This is a genomic window from Sphingomonas sp. Ell38C01 (assembly GCF_055231975.1).
The window spans coordinates 645,001-665,773 of the sequence record NZ_JBUYVA010000001.1 but is presented as its reverse complement, the minus strand read 5'-3'; the positions used below and the strand labels follow the sequence as shown (position 1 = coordinate 665,773).

Genomic DNA, 20,773 nt, shown 5'->3' with positions numbered 1-20,773 from the left:
ATCAGAACTTGTACGCGACGTTCAGCATGTACACGCGTCCGGTCTCGACATAGCCGCCCTTGCGATCGTTCGACAGATACGCCTGCCGCTCGCTCGTCGTCGCCCAGTAGTTGTGCGCGTCGAGCACGTTCTCGACCGAGACGCCCAGCGCCAGCCCGTTGGCGAAGGCATAGGACAGCACCGCATTCATCTTCGCTACCGGCTGGATATAGGTGTCCGGCCGGCTCGAGCGCAGGTCGTACAACCGGTCGCCAGTGTAGTTGTAGTTCACCGCTGCCGAGACGCCGCCGCGCGTGTAGAACAGCTCGGCATTGTACATCAGCCGCGGCGCCTGCGTCAGCCGCTGGTCGCGCATCTGGCCGTTGACCAGCACCCGCGCCGTCGCGCGCTGGACGGTGACGTTGCCGCCCAGCCCCAGCCCGTCGAACACCCCCGGCAACCCCTTGATGCTGTACCGCGCCGCCGCCTCGACGCCGTAAACCTTGCCCTTGGCGCTGGTGTCGAGCGTCGACACCTCGACCCCGTCGACCGACGTCGGCGTCGCGGGCGACCACACGTTCAGGTCGCCGCCGGCATTGGTCGTCCCCGTCGCGAACAGCACGTGGTTCAGCCGCTTGTAGTAGAGGCCCAGCGAGAAGAAGTCGGTGCCCTCGCCCTTATGCTCGACCGAGGCGTCGAAATTCCACGATTCCACCGCGTCGAGATCGGGGTTCGGGATGAACACGGAGTCGATCTGCCCCGAATCGTTGCGCCCGATCTCGGTCGGCCCCAGCAGCAGGTCGAACGCCGGCCGCGAATAGCTCTTGCGGACCGAGGCGCGATACACCGTCCGGTCGTCGGGGCGAAGCGACGCGATCACGCTGGGCAGCCACTGGTCGTAATCGCGCGCGCTGGTGACGAACGCGCGCGCCGTCCCCTGGTCCTGGAAATACGTCCCCTCGAACCGGTTATACTCGTAGCGCACGCCGGGGATCACCGAGAGGTCGCCGAACTTCAGGTTGGCGAGCACATAGGCGCCGATGCGCTGTTCCCTGCCGTCCAGCCGGTTCTCGTTGAACAGATCGGGGTTCACCCCCGGCAGCTTCGACAGCGACAGCCGGCGCACCTGCTCCTCGATATAGGCGGTGTCGAGCAGCTTGATCGGCACCTGCGCGCCGTTGTGCATGAACCCGTTCAGCACCGTCCCCGGCGTGTCCGCAACGCTGGGGCCCGTCGCGGCATAGCGCGGCGAGTTGGCGCCGTTCGCCAGCGGGAAGAAATACTGCAGCGCGCCGTCGTCCCCCAGGCTGTTCGAATAGCGCTTCGACGCCTCGACCTTGGCACCGCCCGATATCGACACCAGCCCTTCGTCCGCCAGCTTCCAGTTACCGTCGAACTGGCCCTCGACGCGGCTTTCCCACGCATTCTCGAACTGCGCGGTGACATACCACTGCTTCATCTTCGTCAGGTCGATCAGCGCCGCACGGGCGCCGTCGCTCAGCACAACCTGCGGCGTGATGCGGTCGCCGATGCTGGTCACCAGCCGCTCGGTCGCGATGCCGGCGCCCGCCGCGTTGACATAGGGCGGCGTCGCGAAGCCCGACTGGATGCGAAGCGGATAATCCTGTTCGCCGCGCGAATAGGCGACATGATAGTCGAACGTCAGCGCCCCCGCGCGCGACTGGCCGCCCAGCTTCGTCGAGAACAGGTCCTGGTTCGAATGCTCGGTGCGGTGATAGGCGGTCGCGGTCACGCCGTAATCGGCGCGGAAACCCGCGGCGTCATAGCTGCCGCGGTTGCCCGGATTGGGGTTGATCTGGCCCGGCGCGAGATCGGTCTGGCGCAGCGCGGTCTGGTCCATGTAGCTCTTGAGCTTGTAGCGGCCATAGGTCGTGCGCGCATAGAGATCGAGATCCTCGCCCTTCCAGTCGAGGTTGAGCGTGCCGCCCAGCCGTTCGATCCTGTTGCGGAACACGTTCCACTGCACGCCGCGTGGCGCGATATTGTCCAGATTGTCGCGGATCATGCCCGGAATGGCGGTGTTATATTTCTCCCAGTCGTGCTGCATCGCGGTCGATTCGCCCAGGATGCTCTTCTGTCCATAATAGGCCGAGGCATAGACGCCGAGATCGCCGAAGCGCTGCGCGGTCTCGACCTGCACTGTCCCGCCCCACGGATCCCGATCGCGCGCCGCGGCGCGGCCCGCCACCTGCCCCTGCGCGCGGATCTGGACATGATGCGCGGGCAGCGTGAATGCGGAGGCGGTCCGCAGATCGATCACGCCCGCGATCGCATCGCCGTCGAGCGCGGCGGTCGGGGCCTTGTCGACGCGCACTTCGGCCAGCGCGAACGGCGAGAGCAGGTTCATCGAGATCGCGCGCGTCCGCGCATCGGTCTGCGCCAGCCGGACGCCGTCGAACATGTACGCGTTGTAGGCGTTGTCGAGCCCGCGGATCGACAGATACTGCGCCTCGCCCGTCCCCGCCGCGTTGCGCGACTGGTCGACCGCGGACGACAGCCCGGGCAGCCGGGTCAGCAGGTCCGCGAGATTCTGCTGCGGCTGCGCGCGCAGTTCCTCGCCCGACACGATCGTCGCGAACGATTCGCTCTTCAACTGCTGGTCCTGCGCGTTCGCGATCGCCTGGCGACGGCCGCTGACGACGATGTCGGTCTGCCGCGACTCCTCGTCCGCGGTAACGGGGTCCGCGGTAACGGGGTCGGCAGCTGCGGTCGCCGGAACGGGATCGGCGGGTGCGGCCCAGGCCGGGGCGCACGCCAGCACGCCGATCGCAGACGTGCACAGCAGATGGAGCGCGCGGATGCGCACGGTCGAAACGGTCATAAGTCCCCCTGGATCTGGAAATGCGAGCCTTTCCGGCTCCGCTGCGACGGGCCGCTAGAGACGCCGCATGACAGGCTGATGACTATTTGACGGAGTTTTGATGGATTCAGGTTTAGACGGACGGTTTCTAGCGATCGGCGGGGTTTTCCTGCGAAACTGTCATCAACCCGTCCGATTTCGCGTCCACCGCACGGCGATGCCTCACGTTTCGATCCTCGCGCGCCTCGTCGGCGGCGCCGCGTTCCTCGCAGCCGTCCTCCCCCAGCCTGCACAGGCGCGCGCGTCGCTGGCGCTCGACAAGGTCGTGGTGCTGATGCGCCACGGCGTGCGCGCGCCGCTCGGCGGCGAAGTGCCCGACGCCACGCGCACCGCCAGCCCCTGGCCGCGCTGGCCCGTCGCCGAAAGCCGACTGACCGTTCGCGGCGCACGCGCGATGGCGCTGCTCGGTGCGTTCGACCGGCACCGCTGGACGACGCTCGGCCTGGTCGCGCACACCGGTTGCCCCCGGGCCCGGCTGCGCGCCAACACCGCATCGCGCACGATCGAGAGCGCGGAAGCCTTTGCGCGCGGTTTCGCGCCGGGATGCGCGATCACGGTCGCGCACCGCGACGAATCCGACATCGATCCGATCTTCGAACCGCTCCGCGCCGGCGCGACCGACTTCGACGCCCCCACAGCCGTCGCCGCGATCAAGCGCTACACGGGCGGCGTCGACACGCTGGCCCGCCGCCACGCTGGCGCGATCCGCGAACTCGACCGGGTGCTCGGCTGTCGCCCGCCGATGGCCTGCGCCGACTGGGGGCCGTCGCGGGTCACGCCGTCGCGAGACGGGCGTGGCGTCGACCTCACCGGTCCGATCCGCGCGACCTCGGGCATCGCGCAGGTCCTGCTGCTGCAGGAGGCGGAGGGGTTCCCCCGCGCGCGGGTCGGCTGGGGCCGTGCCGACGCCGCCACGCTGCGCCGCGTCGGCGCGCTCCACGCCGCGCTGTTCGATGTGTTCACCCGCGCGCCCTACATGGCCGCGCACCAGTCCGCCGTCCTCGGCCGCCACATGCTCGCCGCGCTCGCGGAGCGCGACGGGCCCGCGCTCGATATGCTCGTCGGCCACGATACCAACGTCACCGCGCTCGCCGCGACGCTCGGTATCGACCTGATCGCACCCGGATATGCGCGGAACGACGTTGCCCCCGGCGGCGCGATCGTGGTCGAGCGCCTCCGCGACCGCACCTCGGGCGCCCGCTACGTCAGGCTGTTCTACCAGGCGCAGCCGCTCGCGGCGCTGCGCACGCTCTCCCCGCTCGTCACGCTTTCCCCGCTTTCGATTCGGGGCTGTCGACGCATTTGCCCGTTGGCGACGTTCGATCACCTGCTGCGGTCCCGCCTGGCGGCAACCCGATATCGGCGGGAGGGCGGCCGCTCTCGATCCTGATCGACCGATGCCGCTATCCGGGGCACCGGGACTGGCGGGCTCCGAAGACCCGACGACCGAAAATCTCCGCCTGTCGGAGGGCGAATGCGGACTCCCGGACATCCTCGACCGCAAATACGATGCGGGCGACCCCGCGCCGTGCCAGATAGCTGGCGGGTCAAAAAGGATCGACGATGGCAGGATTGTACTTCGAGGAATTCGTGGTGGGACAGCGTTTCGCGCACGAGGTCCGCCGGACACTCACCGACATGGACAACATGCTGTTCTCGTCGCTCACCTACAACCCCGCGGCGCTCCACATCGACCATGCCTATGCGGCGACCACCGAGTTCGGGCGGCCGCTGATGAACTCGATCTTCACACTGGGGCTGGTGATCGGCCTCAGCGTGCAGGACACGACGTTCGGGACGACGGTCGCCAATCTCGGCATGACCGACACGGCGTTCCCGAAGCCCGTGTTCGCTGGCGACACCATCCGCTCGGAAACCACGGTGAAGGAACTGCGCCCGTCGAAGTCGCGGCCCGGCCAAGGGATCGTGACATTCGAACATATCGGGTTGAATCAGCATGACGAGATCGTTTGCCAGACCACGCGCGCCGCGCTGATGCTCGCGAAACCCGCATAACGCCGCGCTCGCTCCGGTTCGTGCCGGGGCATGGCGAGCACAAGGCCGTCAACATTGGGGATCACGGATTCGACGACCGCAGGCGCGCGACCGAACGCTCTTGGCCCGCCGCGGTCGGCTCGCCACACGCCTGACGCACGACATCGCGAGGATCCAGATTTCCGCGGTCGCCAGTCATGCACCCGCCCCGATTCGAGATACCGTTTGCGACGGAAGCCTTTCGTCCGACTCGGGAATTGCCAAGTCTACCGCAGACTTGAGTCCGACCGGCTCACCGCCGAGCCCGAAATGCCCGACCAGGTTCGGCGTTCAGCGCGACGCCGAGGCTTTCACGCCCTGCCGCCTGCCGGGCGTGGCCGCCGATCCGATCAAGGCGTGCCGGGCGGAACAGCCCCTGCCACCAGCGTCCCTGCGTGAAACACGGCGCGCCGCGGCGATTGCCGGGCGACCGCCTCGGCCGAGCAGCTTGCCGGCACCAGCACCATGTCCGCGGCATCGCCCGGCCTGGGCCACGCCTGCTCGCCTGCGGCGTCCAGCGGTGTCGGACCACCGGTAGCGATGCGCAGCGACTGGGAAATCGCATACTCGTCGCTCCAGCCGTAGAGCTGGCAGGCCAGCTTCGCCTTCTCCAGCACGTCGCCACTGCCGAACACCGACCAGTGATCCATGACGCTGTCGGTGCCGGTGTAGACGCGCACGCCGTTGGCCAGCAGCACCGGAATCGGCATCACCCGCCCGCCGAACGGCAGCGTCGAGGCGACCGACACGCCGCTCGCCGCCATCCGCGCCGCGAGCGCCGCGACCTCGGGCTCGGGCAGCGACATCAGCGAGAAGCCGTGGCTGATCGTCACCTTGCCCTTCAGCGCCGGCTCGCGCTCGACGGTGTCGACGATCCGGCGGATCGCGGCGATGCCGCTGGCGCCCGGTTCGTGGAGGTGGATATCCACGCCCTTGTTCGTCTCGACCGCGACCTGCATCATCGCATCGACCGAGCGTTCCATGCCGCCATCGACCGCTGTCGGATCGATCCCCCCCACATGGGTCGCCCCCGCCGCCATCGCCGCGCGCATCGTCGGGATAAGGTCCGCGGCGACGAAGCCGTGTTGCGGAAAGGCGACGATCTCGTAGCCGAAGCCTGCGCGGCGCTGGTCGAGCGCGTGCTTGAGCATCTCGACATGCTTCGTGCCGATCACCGGATCGACGTTGCACTGGCTGCGCGCGAACGTGGTGCCGTTGGTCTGGAGCAGCGTGACGAGCTTGCCCGCGCGCTCCTCCAGCGTCGGCAGCATCTGCGGCAGCAATGTCTGCTCGAGCCTAATCTGCCCGGCGATGCCCCCCTTGCGCTTGCGCGGCGGCACCCAGGGCCCGCCGTAGAATGTCTTGTCGAGATGGATGTGCATGTCGCGAAACGACGGCAGCAGCAACATGCCGCCACCATCGCGCACCGCGACCCCGGCGGGCGGTACGGCATCGGGGGAGAGGATGCGTGCGATCCTGCCATTCTGGACGAGGATCGCGGCCTTGCGTGTCAGCGTGCCGACCACCTCGCCGCCCTCGCGGGCATAGCCCGTCTCCAACACGACATTGCGGAGCAGGAAGGTCGTGCTCGTCGCCGTCGCCGTCGCCATGCCGGGAAGCCCTGCGGCGACCCCGACCGCCAGCCCGGTCGTCAGGAGCCCGCGGCGTGACACCGCGCTGGAAGAGTCGTCGTGCATGTTGCCCTCCATCAGAACTTGAACCTTGCGCCGGCCTTCATCTGCCACACAGACTGGCCATCGAAGCTGGTCGCTGCCCGTGCGGTGAACGTATCGTACTGGTAGTAATTGCCGACCGTCGAACACACCCCCACGAACTGGCAATTGCGTGCCGCGACGTTCGCCGAGACGTAGGGCGACGGGATCTGCTGGACCACGCCCCATTTGCTGCTCAGCAGATTGCCGAGATTCTCGATGTCGAGATACACTTCGAACTTGGCGCTCTCGGGAAACAGGCCGGGCAGTTCCTGGCTGATGCGCAGGTCGATCGTCGTCACCGTCGGCGACTTGAACGCGTTGCGCGGCGCGATCTTGCCCGCATAGTCGCGCAGGCCGGTGCGATCGAGGAAGGCGTTGAACGCGGCGAGATCGAAGCCCGCGCCATAGCGAACGATCGGGTCGCTCGTCGCGGTCGAGCCCGTGGGCACATAGAGCAGCTGGCGGTTGCGCACGGCCAGCGCGCCGTTCTCGCCGACCAGCATGTCCGCCGCCTGGTTGGCGTTGGCGCCGACGTCGAACGTATAGCTGAACGGCAGGCCCGAGCGCCGCTGCCCGAACGCCATCAGCCGGGTGCGGTACTTGCCGAAGAACGCGTGTTCGTAGCTGAGCGACAGCTTGCTGAGATTGCGGAACTCGTAATTCGACGTCGCCAGCCCCGGATCGTTCGGGTTCGACGTCGCGACCCCGCTATAGTTGGATGCCGCGACCGTCGTGATGCCGGGGTTGATGTCCTTCGAATTGATGTACGTTTGCGACACCTGGATATCGAGGCCGTCGAGCGGCCCCTCGGTCCAGCGCTTGGCGAGCGACAGGCCCACTTGGTTGGCATAGCCGCTGTGCGTATTGGTGACGAAGATGTCGTTGCGATTCTCGCGGGTGCGGAGGAAGGTCGGTCGACCGTCGGGTGCGGGTGCGCCCGGGTTGGCGCCTGCATAGAGTTCGAACCACGCCACCGCATCCTTGACCTCGGTGTGGATATACTCCGCGCCCGCGCTCCAGCCATTGCCGAAGCGGCCGAGGTCGAAACTCTTCTGCGCGCCGATCGACGCCTTCCAGGACGACTGCGGCTTGAAGTCTTTGTCGAGCGCGTTGATGAGCCCCTGCCCGCGCGCCGCGCTCTGCGTGTTGAGATCCTTGATCGCCTGGTTGACGTTCAGTCCGTCGACGTTCGACAGCCCGGCGAGGCACGCCGCGCTCGCGGCGGCGTTGCGCGTACACGCGACGTTCCCGAGCAGCTGGCCGGTGTTGTAATAGGTGTTCGCGGTCCACACCGTCGGCGATCCGCCGCCGAACAGGCCGACACCGCCGTAGATCGTGGTGGTGCGGTCGGGTTTCCAGTTGAAGCCGACGCGTGGTTGCAGGATGTGCTTGCCGTCGAGATTCTCGGTGTTCGAGATGCCGTAGCGCGCGAGCACCACCGGATTCTCCGCCGGCCGGTCCGACTGCTGGAAGAAATCGTATCGCAGCCCGGCCTTGAGCGTCAGCTCGGGAAGCAACGACCATTCGTCCTGCAGGTAGAGCGTGTTGGTGGTGGTGTGGAAGGTGAAGCTGGCGTCGTCCTTGGCGTTCGATCCCGCATTGGCATAGCTCAGCGACGAGGCATTGCGCGCGCGCAGGTCCGCGATCGAATTGAAGACGTAGGATCCGTTCGCGTTCTGGACGAACAGGTCGTAGATCTTGAGCGCCTCGCGCTCGTAGCCGCCGGTGATCCGGTGGGCGCCCGCGGTGTACGTCGCCTTGGCGCGATATTGCTGGAGGTAGGTGGTCAGCGCATTCGCCTGGTACGAGGCGTCGGTGCCGCCATAGACGCTGGGCCCGGTGGTCGTACCGTTGAGGAACACGCGGAACTGCGCGAAGTCGTTGCCCGCCAGCGGGCGCCCGGGATTGTCCATCTTCTTGTACGACGCAGCGAGTTCGGTGCTGAAATTGTCGGTCCAGTCGGAAAAGACCTGCGCCTTGTACACCGCCAGGTTGTTCTCGCGCTCGATCCACTTCGACAGCAGGCCGAGCGAGGTCGAGGTGCCGGTCAACACGTTGCCGCTCGACTGGATCGTCGATCCCTTGGTCTGCTGGTACGAGACGGTCGCGCGATGGCCGCTGGCGATGTTCCAGTCGAGCTTGCCGAAGAACTTCTCGTCGCGGCTCGGCAGGCTCGTCGCCTCGTAGCCGAGCGGATCGAAGCCGTAGACCTGCTGGATCGCCTGCCGCACCTCGTTGGCCTGCGCGACCGAGACACCCGCGACCTGGTTGGCGAAATTGGATCCGGTCGGTCCGACGAGCGAGGGTTCGGAGCGTTCGAACTTCTCGTAGTTGAAGGTGAAGAACAGCGTATCCTTGATGATCGGCCCGCTGAGCGTGCCGCCGTAGGTGCGCTCGTAGAACTTGCCCGTCAGTCGCCGCTGCTGGTCGGTGCCGCTCTGGAAGTCGGTATAGCGGAAATCGTCGCCCCGCAGCCGGTCGCCGGTATATTCGAAGAAGGCGATGCCATGGAACCGGTTGCCGCCCGACTTCGTGGTCGCATTCAGCGTGCAGCCGCCGAACTGGCCGTAATTGACGTCGTAGGGCGCCAGCTCGACGCCCAGCGTTTCGACGACGTCGATCGAGATCGGCGAGCGCTGCGTGGGGTAGCCGTTCGCCTGCAAGCCGAAATCGTCGTTCTGGCGGACGCCGTCGATCGTCAGCGAGTTGGTGCGGTTGTTCGCGCCGCCGCACACCAGCGCATCCGAATTGGTCGAATCGATCGCGACGAACGGGTTCATCCGCGCGAGATCCTTGAGGTCGCGGCTGATCGAGGGCGCGGTCTGGATCTGGGCGGCGGTGAAGTTCGACGATGGCCCGGTCTTGAGGTCGCCGCCGCCGACCGATGCCGCGGTCACGACGATGTCGGCGCGTTCCTCGCCGAGCGAGAAGTTCACCTGGTACGGGTCGCCGGTGTTGATCGCAGGCACCTCGACGGTCTTGTTGCCGCCATCGGACGCCGTCGCGGTGACGGTATAGGGCCCGCCGGGGCGCAAGTTGCGCGCGGCGAACACGCCGTCGGCGCTGGTGGTCGCGGTGGTGGTGGTGCCCGACGGCACGTGGAGGATCACGATCGCCACCCCGCCGGCAGGCGAACCCGCCTCGTCGGTCAGCCGCCCGTTGATCGCGCCGGTGATGACCTGCGCCTGCGCCGTGGATGGAACCGCGAGCGCCACCGCCACGCCAAGCGCCCCCAACGAAATACCTGCCGCGAGTCTGGCCATCCGCATGATCGTGTTTCCCCGTTTCGTGTGTCCCGAACGGGCGACCGGCCGGGGTCTGACGCCCCAGGCCTTGCCACCATGGGGATCGTCGCTTGCGATCCCGCCCCTCTCGCGAATCGCAGCATACGCGAGTCTTCGTCGATCATTCAACATCAAATCGTCAACGATATGACTTTATCGTGATGACGATAGAAATGCGCACGGACGGCGTTCCGCGCCGACGATCCGGCGAGGAGGAACGGTGCTGTGGAGGGAGATCGTCGCGCGCAGGGCGCGGCCGGCTATATCCGGTCGATCGGCGTTTCGCGCGCCTCGCCGTCAAGCGCGAACCGGTCGCGGGTGGTGGTGTAGAAACTTGCGCCGAAGCGACCGACCGGGAAATAGTCCTGGAGGTTCACCCGCCATGCCGCCGTATCGACCAGCCCGGCTCGCGCGTGCAGGTGAAGGATGCGACCGAAGAAGATGTAGCGGCTGTCGGTTTCGATCGTCTGCCACGACACGCATTCGAACGCGACCGGCGCGTCGGCGATCCGCGGCGGCGCGACCCCGGTAGACGGCGCCGTGCCGAAACCGGCATGATCGATCTCGCTCTCGTGCGGGGGCAGGTGCGCGCCGCATGCGTGCATCTGTTCGGCGATGGCCTCGTCCGCCATGTGGACGACGAACTCGCCCGATCGCAGAATGTTGGCGGCGGTATCCTTGAGTGTGCCGTCGGTGAGGCGGTTGACGCTTATCATCACCAGCGGCGGGTCCTCGCCGAGCATCGCGAACATGCTGAACGGGGCGGCGTTGACCACGCCGTCCGCGCCAAGCGTGGTGACGAGCGCGATCGGCCGCGGCACGATCAGGCTCGCCATCAGCTTGTAACGCTCGTACGCGCCCAGCGCCGCGAAATCGACGTGGGTCTGTTCGGGGGCCTGGTCGGAGGCGGAGGCATGGAGCACGGGCGGCGGCGCGAGCGTCATCCCAGGTTGAGCATTTGCGCGAGCGTCTTGGCCGATGGCTGCTGGATCATGCAGATATTGTCCTCCAGCCGCCGCAGGTGCGCGCCCATCTCGCCGCGAGCGGACGCGACGTCCCCCTTGGCGATGTAATCGACGATGCGGCGATGCTCGGCATGCTCGCACGCGGCGTTGCCTGCCGGCTGGTACATCGCGACGATCATCGAGCAGCGGGTCATCAACTCCGTCAGATAGGCGATCAGGATCGGATTGCCTGCGATCGCAGCGATCTTCAGGTGCAGGTCGCGCGCGCAGGTCGCCCAGCCGTGCGGATTCGCGGCGTGGCTGACGTCGTGTTCGTGATCGAGCAACCTGGTCAGCGCGGCGATGTCGCGCGCGTCGCGGCGCTTGGCGGCGATCTCGACGATCGACACCTCCAGCGCGCGCCGCGCCTCGAAGATCTGGCGCGTTTCCTCAGGGCTCGGCGCGGCGACGACCGCACCCTTGTTGGGCCGAAGCTCGACGATGCGTTCGTGATCGAGGCGCTGGAGCACCTTGCGGATCACCGCACGGTTCACCTTGAACAGGTCGCACAGCGCGGGTTCGGGCAGCTTGGTGCCCGGCGTCAGCCGCTGGTTCAGGACGCTGTCGAACACCGTCTGATAGATGTGCTGCTCGATATCGACGCCGGTGGGGGGATCGCCTCGGGTGAGGTCGGGCGTCGGCGCGGCGGCGCGCGGCCGACGCTTGGCGCCGGCTTGGACGGGCGACCGTGTCTTTACTGCCGTTTCGTGTCGCATCGATTCCACCGTTGCCGTGGCGGTATGCCGGACCGCTCCGGGATGACCGCGATTCTCCTGCGGACCGATCATGGTTTCCGATCGCGCCATACCCATCCCTGCAACGATCCTGCGCCACTTTGCAAGAGCAATGATCGACAAAGCCGGATAATATCGTCAACGATTTATGCTTGAATTGTGACGTCCGCTCGATATGAATCGACGGACCAAGGCGCAAAGGGGGATTCGCCATGCCGCACCCGACCAGACGATCGTTGCTGACCGGCATGGCGGCGGTGCTGACCGCGGCGACATTGCAGGGTTGCGGCGGCGGCGGAGACACGATCCGCATCGGACTGGTCACCGCCCTGTCGGCGCAATCGGCGCGGTCGGGCGAAGCGATCACCCGCGGCCTGACGATCGCGATCGATGAGATCAACGCACGCGGCGGCATCCTCGGCAAGAAGCTGGAACTGGTCCGCCGCGACGACGAGAGCAGCCCGGCCAAGGGCGCGACCGCAGCGCGCGAACTGATCCACAAGGAAGGCGTCGTCCTGCTGTTCGGCGGACTCGACACGCCGGTCGCGCGCGCGATCGTGCCGATCGCCACCGCAGCCAAGGTGCCGTTCGTCGTTCCCTGGGCTGCGGGCACCGCGATCACCGCGAACGGCACCGATCCCAACTTCGTCTTCCGCGTCTCCGCGGTCGACGAGCAGGTCGACAAGGCGATGGTCGCCTTCGCGCGCGACACCTATGCCACAAGGAAGCCGGGGCTGATCCTGCTCGACAACCCCTGGGGCCAGTCGAACCAGAAGGGGCTCGTCGCCGCGCTCGCCGCAGCAGGCGTGCCGGTGGCGGGATCCGAGACGTTCGAGCCGTCCGATATCGATCTCTCGCCACAGCTCGGGCGGCTGCGCGCCGCGGGGGCGGACACGCTGATGATGGTCGCGACGGTGGGCCCGTCGGCGCAGGTCGTGAAGTCGCTCGACCGGATGGACTGGCAGGTGCCGGTCGTCTCGCACTGGGGTCCGGCAGGCGGGCGCTTCGGCGAACTGGCAGGGCGAGGCGCGAGCCGGGTCAAGTTCGTCCAGACCTACAGCTTCTTCGGGCCCGATACGCCCGTGAAGGCGCGCGTGCTTGCCGCGTTGAAGGCCAGATATCCCGACATCAAGGGACCGCAGGATATCACGCCCGCCGTCGGCGTCGCCAACGCCTATGACGCGATGCACCTCGCCGCACTGGCGATCGCGGCAGCGGGGTCGCTCGACGGCGACGCGATCCGGCAGGGTTTCGCGAAGATCGGCCGCTACGAAGGCCTCATCAAGACGTACGACGCACCCTTCGCCGGCGATCGTCACGATGCGCTCGGCGACACCGACTATATCTGGGCGGAATTCCAGGACGACCGCATCGTCCCGCTCGCCGCCCGCAAGGCGGCGTGAGGCGGTGAGCCTGGTATCGGCGCTGCTCGGCGGCATCGCGCTCGGCAGCATCTATGCGCTGATCGCGCTCGGCTTCCACATCACGTCGTCGGTGTCGGGCGCAGTGAATTTCGCCCAAGGATCGAGCGCCATGCTCGGCGCGGTGGCGACGTTGATGCTGGTGCGGATGGGGGTGCCGATGCCGGCTGCGATCGTCGTCGCGATCGCCGCCTGCGCGCTCTACGGCGTCATCGTCGAACAGGTTGCGGTGCGGCCATTCCTCGCGCGCCGGTCGGACGGCTGGCTGATGGCGACGGTCGCGCTCGGGCTCGTGTGCGACAATGTCGTCATGCTCGCGTTCGGTGCCGAGCCCCGATCGATGACGTCCGCACTCGCGCAGGGGCCCGTGTGCGTCGGAGACCTCAGCCTGGGCATCTATCCGCTCCACCTGCTGATCCCGGTCGTGATGCTGGCACTCGCCGCGGGGATCGACATCGTCAGGCGGCACACGCTCGGCGGCATCGCGATGCTCGCGGTCGCACAGAATCGCGATGCTGCCAGCCTTGTCGGCATCCCGGTCCCGCTGGTGATCGCGACATCCTTCGCGCTGTCGTCGGCGCTGGCCGGGATCGGCGGAATCATGGTCGCGCCGCTGTTCAATGTCCAGGCGGGCATGGGCGTGATCCTGGGGCTGAAGGCGTTCGCGGTCGCGATCCTCGGCGGGCTGGGCAGCGCCTGGGGGATCGTCGCCGCAGGGCTGCTGTTCGGCGTGGTCGAGGCGCTGGTCACCCGCAGCCTCGGCTCGGGCTATACCCAGATCGTGACGCTGACGCTCGTCGTCGTCCTGCTCGCGCTTCGCCCGGACGGGTTGCTCGGCCGCGCCACGGTGCGCAAGGCATGACGGAGCGTCGTACGTGGAGCGCCATCGGCGTGCTGCTGCTGTTGGCAGCGATGGCGGGGGCGCAGTCGCTCAACGAATATTACGTGTTCGTGATCGGGCAGGTCGCCTTGCTTGCGATCGTCGGCATCGGGCTCAACATCCTGATCGGGCTCGGCGGACAGATCAGCTTTGGTCATGCCGGCTTCTATGCGCTGGGCGCCTATGCGGTCGCGATCTGCACGTCGCGCGGGTGGCTCCCCTTCTGGATCGCATGGCCGCTTGCCGCGCTCGCGGCGACGTTGCTCGGTGCGCTGCTCGCCCTGCCCGCGCTGCGGGTAAAGGGGCCGTATCTGGCGATGGTCACGATCGCGTTCGGGCTGGTCGCCGAACAGGCACTGGTCGAAACCGACTGGCTGACCGGTGGGCAGAACGGCATCCTCGACATTCCCGCCGTCGCGATGTTCGGTACGAACCTCGGCGCACGCGGCACCGTGATTCTGGCGCTGGTCGTGGCCGGGGCCGCACTCGCAGCGTTCGACCGCGTGTCGCGCGGACCATGGGGTGCCGGATTGCGTGCCGTGCGCGATTCGGAGGCCGCGGCGGCGTCGATCGGCATCGATGCGGTACGGGTACGGATCGTCGCGTTCATGGCCTCGGCCTGTTTCGCCGCGTTGGCGGGCGGGCTGTTCGCGCCGATGAACGGCTTCGTCACGCCGCAGTCCTTCGACCTGTCGCTGTCGATCATGTTCGTGCTGGTCGTCGTGATCGGCGGCACCGGCAAGGCGCCCGGGCCGGTGATCGGGGCGATCGTCATCGCGCTGCTGCCCGAGATTCTCGCCTCGTTCGAGGCCTATCGGGTGCTGGCCTATGGTGTGCTTGTGCTGGTCGTCCTCTGGCTCGCGCCGAACGGCATCGCCGGGTTGCTGCCGACGTGGCGCGTCGCCGCGCCTCCGACGCCGGACGCCCGCAGCCTTGCCGATCTCTTGCCGGCGCGCGCGCGATCGGCGCTTGCCGCGCGAGGCCTCGCGATCGGCTTCGGTGGAGTGCGCGCGGTCGACGCGCTCGACCTGACGATCGTACCGGGGCGGGTGACCGCGCTGATCGGTCCCAATGGCGCGGGCAAGTCGACCGCGATCAACATGCTCGGCGGCTTCTATCGGCCCGATGTAGGGCACCGTCTCCTCGGGGACCGCCCGCTTCCCAATGGCCGCGCCTTCGAGGCCGCACGGCGCGGCGTCGCGCGGACCTACCAGACGTCGGCGCTGTTCGACAGCCTGTCGGTCGAGGACAACGTCCTGCTCGCCACGTATCGCGGCAAGCTGGGCGCGCTCCTCGGCGGCCATGCCGCCCGGCGGGACGCGGTGCGCGGGCTGCTGCGCGCGTGCGGCTATGCGGGCGATCCGGGCACCCTCGCCGCGCGCCTGGCCCATGTCGACCGGCGGCTCGTCGAGATCGCCCGCGCGCTTGCGCTCGATCCCGACGTCATCCTGCTCGACGAACCCGCCGCCGGGCTGTCGCAAGCGGAAAAGCAGGCGCTCAGCATGCTGCTGCGCGCGATCGCGGCAGCGGGCGTCGGCCTTTGCCTGGTCGAGCACGATATGACGCTGGTGATGGGAACGTCCGACGACGTCGTCGTACTGCGTGCAGGCACCCGGATCGCCTATGGCACCCCGGGCGAGATCCAGCGCGATCCGCAGGTCCGCGACGCCTATCTGGGTGCGCGCCGGTTCACAGCGCGCCGTCGCGCGATACCCGCCACGGCGCCGATCGCGATCGCGGCCTATGCGCTCCACGCCGGATACGGCGCGGTGTCGGCGCTCCACGCCATCGATGTCGAGATACGCGCGGGCGAGACCGTGGCGCTGCTCGGTGCGAACGGCGCCGGCAAATCGACGCTGATGCGCGTCCTCGCCGGGCTGCTGAGCCCGTCACGCGGCCAGGTGATGACCGGCGACGCGCGGATCGAATCATGGCCTGCGTCGGCGCGGGTCCGCCACGGCCTCGCACTGGTGCCCGAGGGGCGGCAGGTGTTTCCGGAACTTTCGGTCCGCGACAATATCCGCCTCGGCGGCCTCACTCGCCGCGCGGGATCCGGAGCGAGGCTTGAGGCGATGCTGGTCCGCTTCCCAGGGCTGCGGGACCGGATCGATCACCGCGCCGGCTTGTTGTCCGGCGGTGAACAACAGATGCTGGCGATCGCGCGCGCGCTGATGGCCGAACCACGCACCCTGCTTCTCGACGAACCCTCGCTGGGCCTCGCGCCGCTGGCGACGATGGAATTGTTCGAACAACTCGCGGCGCTATCCGACGAAGGCGTCGCGTTGCTGATCGTCGACCAGATGGCCGATCTGGCTCTCGCGCTGGCGAGCCGGGCCTATGTTCTGGCGGAAGGGCGAATCGTCTCCCACCGAGACGCCGCGGGCATCGCCGACGACCCCGCGCTGGTCGCCGCCTATCTGGGCACGGGCGATACGGCCGCATCCTGACCGGACACCTCCGATCCACGATGGAACGAACCGGTTTCTACGCGGCGATACCCAAAGCGACGTTCGACGACGTCGTTCCGGTGGTTAAGCCCCGCGACGTGTTGGGGAAGCATGGCGAGTCGTCGAGTTGGAACGGGGCCAATGTCGCCAAGCGCATGGAGATGGAATGCGAGAAGCGGGACATGGTGCCCCACTGGTCACTCTGTCGTTCGAGCGTGACGTCGGCTATCCTCGATTCGCATGGCGAGGCACGGCTTCGCGACGATCTCGCCGCGGCGGGTTCGATCTCGGCCATGGCGGGTGGATCCGCACTTCGCTCGACGCAGCAGCGATACCACATTCGTCTGCCCGGCGGGGCCCGGGCGAACTACGCCAGCGTGGACGGTGTGGCGCTTCCACGGAGAACATAGGCCGGTTGCGTGAGACGCTGGACGACGAGGCGGTGCGCGGCGAGGCCGCGGAGTTTCTGTGAGGTTCATTGAGAAGATCGTGATCCGGGCGGGGAGTGGCGTGGTGGCAAGCGCCGGCGATGCAGCTGTACGGCGACCTGTTCCGGATGCGCGAGGTGGCAAGTCCGGGGAGCCCGGACGCAACAAAGCCCCGTCCGGTTAGGGACGGGGCTGTTGTGACATCGTTGGTTGCGGGGACAGGATTTGAACCTGTGACCTTCAGGTTATGAGCCTGACGAGCTACCGGGCTGCTCCACCCCGCGACACTGGATGTTGGCGTGTATCGTGGAACGCGAACGCCTCCGCTTGGGGCGGAGGCGTGAGCGGCCACGAGGGCCATGACATGGTAGATGGGTTCTTGATGTGACTGTGTGGATCCTTGGGCGCACACCGGCTGCAATGCCTGGCGACGACCTACTCTTCCATCGCTTGAGCGATAGTACCATTGGCGCGGTCGGGTTTCACGGCCGAGTTCGGGATGGGATCGGGTGGGACACCGACGCTATGGTCACCAGGCAATGAAGCCGGTGGACGCCTGAGGATCTGGGTCACGGACGCCGGAACCTTGCGGTCTTGACGGCGTCCTTAAAATCGATGCGTGCACTTTTGTGATTTGTGGTGTCGACACCCCAGACGGTGGGGATGTCGTCATATCTGGCGTCGAGCTTATCATCCGACACATGCATGACGTACGCTGGTTTGATCCAGGGTTGTCATTGATGGTGGGACTCTCAAGCGCGAATAGGACGATTAGTATCGGTTAGCTCCATGGATTACTCCACTTCCACATCCGATCTATCAAGGTCGTGGTCTCCGACCGTCCTAAGAAATCTTATCTCGAGGGAGGCTTCCCGCTTAGATGCTTTCAGCGGTTATCCCGTCCGTACATAGCTACCCTGCTGCGCTCTTGGCAGAACGACAGGTACACCAGAGGTACGTTCAACCCGGTCCTCTCGTACTAGGGTCAACTCCTCTCAAATTTCGACGCCCACGGCAGATAGGGACCAAACTGTCTCGCGACGTTCTGAACCCAGCTCACGTACCACTTTAATTGGCGAACAGCCAAACCCTTGGGACCTGCTCCAGCCCCAGGATGTGATGAGCCGACATCGAGGTGCCAAACAACCCCGTCGATATGAGCTCTTGGGGGTTATCAGCCTGTTATCCCCGGCGTACCTTTTATCCGTTGAGCGATGGCCCTTCCACGAGGGACCACCGGATCACTATGACCGACTTTCGTCTCTGCTCGACTTGTCAGTCTCGCAGTCAGGCTGGCTTATGCCATTGCACTCTAACAGTCGGTTTCCAACCGACCTGAGCCAACCATCGCGCGCCTCCGTTACTCTTTAGGAGGCGACCGCCCCAGTCAAACTACCCGCCACAGAGGGTCCTTGATCCAGTTTCATGGATCGAAGTTAGACATCAGAAAACAACAGGGTGGTATTTCACCTATGGCTCCACATCAGCTGGCGCCGATGCTTCAAAGCCTCCCACCTATGCTACACAGTTCCTTCCTAATGCCACTCTGAAGCTGCAGTAAAGGTGCACGGGGTCTTTCCGTCTAACCGCGGGTACTCCGCATCTTCACGGAGAATTCAATTTCGCTGAGCATGTCCTGGAGACAGTGGGGAAGTCGTTACGCCATTCGTGCAGGTCGGAACTTACCCGACAAGGAATTTCGCTACCTTAGGACCGTTATAGTTACGGCCGCCGTTTACCTGGGCTTCATTTCAGAGCTTGCACCCCTCCACTTAACCTTCAGGCACCGGGCAGGCGTCAGGCCCTATACGTCGTCTTGAAGCCGACTTAGCAGAGCCCTGTGTTTTTGCTAAACAGTCGCTACCCCCTGGCCTGTGCCCCCCATGAGAGCTTGCGCTTACATGGGGCCTCCTTCTTCCGAAGGTACGGAGGCAATTTGCCGAGTTCCTTCAGGACACTTCTCTCAAGCGCCTTGGTATACTCTACCTGACCACCTGTGTCGGTTTCGGGTACGGTCTATACGGTGGGGCTATTTCCTGGAACCGTTTCGAAGCCAGCTCAATCCGATAAGAGCTGACAACACACACGATCCGTCACACACCACCAGGCCCACGAATATTAACGTGGTTCCCATCGACTACCCCCTTCGGGCTCGTCTTAGGGGCCGGCTCACCCTGCGCGGATTAGCCTTGCGCAGGAACCCTTGGTCTTTCGGCGAGAGGGCATCTCACCCTCTTTATCGCTACTCATGTCTGCATTCGCACTTCCGATACCTCCACGACCCATTACCAGATCGCTTCAACGGCTTACGGAACGCTCCGCTACCGCGTGTCTTGCGACACACCCTAAGCTTCGGTGCACGTCTTGAGCCCCGTTACATCTTCGCCGCAGAAACCCTTGTTTAGACCAGTGAGCTGTTACGCTTTCTTTAAAGGATGGCTGCTTCTAAGCCAACCTCCTGGTTGTTTTGGGATTTCCACATGCTTTCCCACTTAGACGTGACTTGGGGACCTTAGCTGTAGGTCAGGGCTGTTTCCCTTTTGACGACGGACCTTAGCACCCGCCGTCTGTCTCCCGGATATCACTCTCAGGTATTCGGAGTTTGGTTAGTGTTGGTAGATCTCGCGACCCCCGCAACCATCCAGTGCTCTACCCCCTGAGGTGTCCATCCGAGGCACTACCTCAATAGTTTTCGCGGAGAACCAGCTATTTCCCGGCTTGATTGGCCTTTCACCCCTAAACACAACTCATCCGGTAACTTTTCAACGTTAATCGGTTCGGACCTCCAGTGCGTGTTACCGCACCTTCATCCTGGTCATGCCTAGATCGCCGGGTTTCGGGTCTAATACTTCAAACTCAGTCGCCCTATTCAGACTCGCTTTCGCTGCGCCTACACCTAACGGCTTAAGCTCGCTTGAAACATTAAGTCACAGACCCATTATGCAAGAGGTACGCAGTCAGGGCACAAGACCCCTCCTACTGCTTGTAGGCAATCCGTTTCAGGTACTGTTTCACTCCCCTCATCGGGGTGCTTTTCACCTTTCCCTCACGGTACTAGTTCGCTATCGGTCGCATACGAGTATTTAGGCTTAGAGGGTGGTCCCCCTATGTTCAGACAGGATTACACGTGTCCCGCCCTACTCAAGTCCTGAATTCTCACTTTCGCATACGGGACTGTCACCCGCTATGGTGCTACTTTCCAGAAGCTTCTGCTAGTTGAAATTCAGGCACTGGCCTGGTCCGCGTTCGCTCGCCACTACTAACGGAATCTCGGTTGATGTCTTTTCCTCCGGCTACTGAGATGTTTCAGTTCACCGGGTTCGCCTCACGAAACCTATGTATTCAGTTAAGTGATACCTCACACCAATTACCCGCCCTGCGGATCACTCCACAGAAAGGATAATCGGGATGGGTGGGTTTCCCCATTCGGAAATCGTCGGGTCAAAGCTTGCTCACAGCTCACCGACGCTTATCGCAGCGTGCCACGTCCTTCATCGCCTGTATGCGCCAAGGCATCCACGAATTGCCCTTACCTCACGCTTGAGAGTCCACACCACCAACGACAACGCTGGATCATCCCGAAGGATGACACGAAACTCGGCAGAGCAGCGTCATGTGGTTTTACCGGGTGCCGGCAAAGGCTTGCGCCCGTGCGACACCGTCCTGGTGCGGATGATTATAATCTCAGCCAGATTGTCGGAACCGCATATCCGCCAACGAGCAAGCTCGCCGCGGCTTTTGCGATCCCTGTTGTGAATTACCGACCTCTTCGCATCACCCACCGGCCTTTCAGCCGTTGCGCGCCACTCAAAGCCGATACCTTCACGGCATCGATTTTAAGAACCCATTTACAATGTCAAAGAGGAACGCCTGAGCGCTCCAAAACCGCCGTATCGCTACGACGGAACTGATGTCTTCATCTCTGGAAAAATCTCGGGGAGTGGTGGAGCTTATCGGGATCGAACC

Annotated in this window: 11 protein-coding genes, 2 tRNA genes and 2 rRNA genes (1 of these 15 cut by a window edge); 6 read left to right on the top strand and 9 right to left on the bottom strand. The window is 65.3% G+C overall.

Features of this window, described 5'->3' with window-relative positions; genetic code table 11:
• Position 1 precedes the first annotated feature (1 nt).
• The gene (locus ACV7NO_RS03235; RefSeq protein ID WP_463404585.1) at positions 2-2,821 is read right to left on the bottom strand and encodes a TonB-dependent receptor; all 2,820 of its coding nucleotides are present in this window, start codon (positions 2,819-2,821) and stop codon (positions 2-4) included.
• 196 nt (positions 2,822-3,017) lie between these two features.
• Here ACV7NO_RS03235 and ACV7NO_RS03230 point away from each other — a divergent pair, with 196 nt between their 5' ends.
• Both ACV7NO_RS03230 and ACV7NO_RS03225 read left to right on the top strand, forming a co-directional pair.
• A complete protein-coding gene (locus ACV7NO_RS03230; RefSeq protein WP_463404584.1) occupies positions 3,018-4,250 on the top strand; it encodes a histidine-type phosphatase in 1,233 nt (410 codons plus the stop codon).
• Positions 4,251-4,423: 173 nt separating this feature from the next.
• The gene (locus ACV7NO_RS03225; protein ID WP_463404583.1) at positions 4,424-4,876 is read left to right on the top strand and encodes a MaoC family dehydratase; all 453 of its coding nucleotides are present in this window, start codon (positions 4,424-4,426) and stop codon (positions 4,874-4,876) included.
• A 368-nt stretch (positions 4,877-5,244) separates the two neighbouring features.
• On the opposite strand, the gene ACV7NO_RS03220 is transcribed toward ACV7NO_RS03225, so the two are convergent.
• The 4 genes from ACV7NO_RS03220 to ACV7NO_RS03205 form a co-directional block, all read right to left on the bottom strand.
• Entirely contained in the window at positions 5,245-6,591 is a 1,347-nt protein-coding gene (locus ACV7NO_RS03220; RefSeq protein WP_463404582.1) for an amidohydrolase, read from the bottom strand.
• 11 nt (positions 6,592-6,602) lie between these two features.
• A complete protein-coding gene (locus ACV7NO_RS03215; RefSeq protein WP_463404581.1) occupies positions 6,603-9,872 on the bottom strand; it encodes a TonB-dependent receptor in 3,270 nt (1,089 codons plus the stop codon).
• 281 nt (positions 9,873-10,153) lie between these two features.
• Positions 10,154-10,837: a flavin reductase family protein gene (locus tag ACV7NO_RS03210; protein WP_463404580.1), complete on the bottom strand. Its 684-nt coding sequence runs from the start codon at positions 10,835-10,837 to the stop codon at positions 10,154-10,156.
• Positions 10,834-11,613 carry a GntR family transcriptional regulator gene (locus tag ACV7NO_RS03205; RefSeq protein ID WP_463404579.1) on the bottom strand — a complete coding sequence of 260 codons (780 nt, stop codon included), beginning with the start codon at positions 11,611-11,613 and terminating at the stop codon, positions 10,834-10,836. The genes ACV7NO_RS03210 and ACV7NO_RS03205 overlap by 4 nt, the downstream gene beginning before the upstream one ends.
• 230 nt (positions 11,614-11,843) lie before the next feature.
• Between ACV7NO_RS03205 and ACV7NO_RS03200 the strand changes: the two genes are divergently transcribed.
• Genes ACV7NO_RS03200 through ACV7NO_RS03185 form a run of 4 tightly spaced genes read left to right on the top strand, consistent with a single transcriptional unit; the run spans position 11,844 to position 16,789 of the window.
• Complete coding sequence (locus ACV7NO_RS03200; RefSeq protein WP_463404578.1) at positions 11,844-13,034, top strand: ABC transporter substrate-binding protein; 1,191 nt, start codon at positions 11,844-11,846, stop codon at positions 13,032-13,034.
• A 4-nt stretch (positions 13,035-13,038) separates the two neighbouring features.
• Positions 13,039-13,914 carry a branched-chain amino acid ABC transporter permease gene (locus tag ACV7NO_RS03195; protein ID WP_463404577.1) on the top strand — a complete coding sequence of 292 codons (876 nt, stop codon included), beginning with the start codon at positions 13,039-13,041 and terminating at the stop codon, positions 13,912-13,914.
• Entirely contained in the window at positions 13,911-16,379 is a 2,469-nt protein-coding gene (locus tag ACV7NO_RS03190; protein ID WP_463404576.1) for a branched-chain amino acid ABC transporter ATP-binding protein/permease, read from the top strand. Before ACV7NO_RS03195 ends, ACV7NO_RS03190 begins: the two co-directional genes overlap by 4 nt.
• A 20-nt stretch (positions 16,380-16,399) precedes the next feature.
• A complete protein-coding gene (locus ACV7NO_RS03185; RefSeq protein ID WP_463404575.1) occupies positions 16,400-16,789 on the top strand; it encodes a hypothetical protein in 390 nt (129 codons plus the stop codon).
• A 225-nt stretch (positions 16,790-17,014) separates the two neighbouring features.
• Here ACV7NO_RS03185 and ACV7NO_RS03180 read toward each other — a convergent pair.
• From ACV7NO_RS03180 to ACV7NO_RS03165, 4 genes are all read right to left on the bottom strand, one after another.
• Positions 17,015-17,091: transfer RNA gene (locus tag ACV7NO_RS03180), tRNA-Met, on the bottom strand.
• 138 nt (positions 17,092-17,229) lie between these two features.
• A 5S ribosomal RNA gene (gene rrf / locus ACV7NO_RS03175) occupies positions 17,230-17,344 on the bottom strand.
• 214 nt (positions 17,345-17,558) lie between these two features.
• A 23S ribosomal RNA gene (locus ACV7NO_RS03170) occupies positions 17,559-20,350 on the bottom strand.
• 398 nt (positions 20,351-20,748) lie between these two features.
• Positions 20,749-20,773: transfer RNA gene (locus ACV7NO_RS03165), tRNA-Ala, on the bottom strand (it continues 51 nt past the right edge of the window).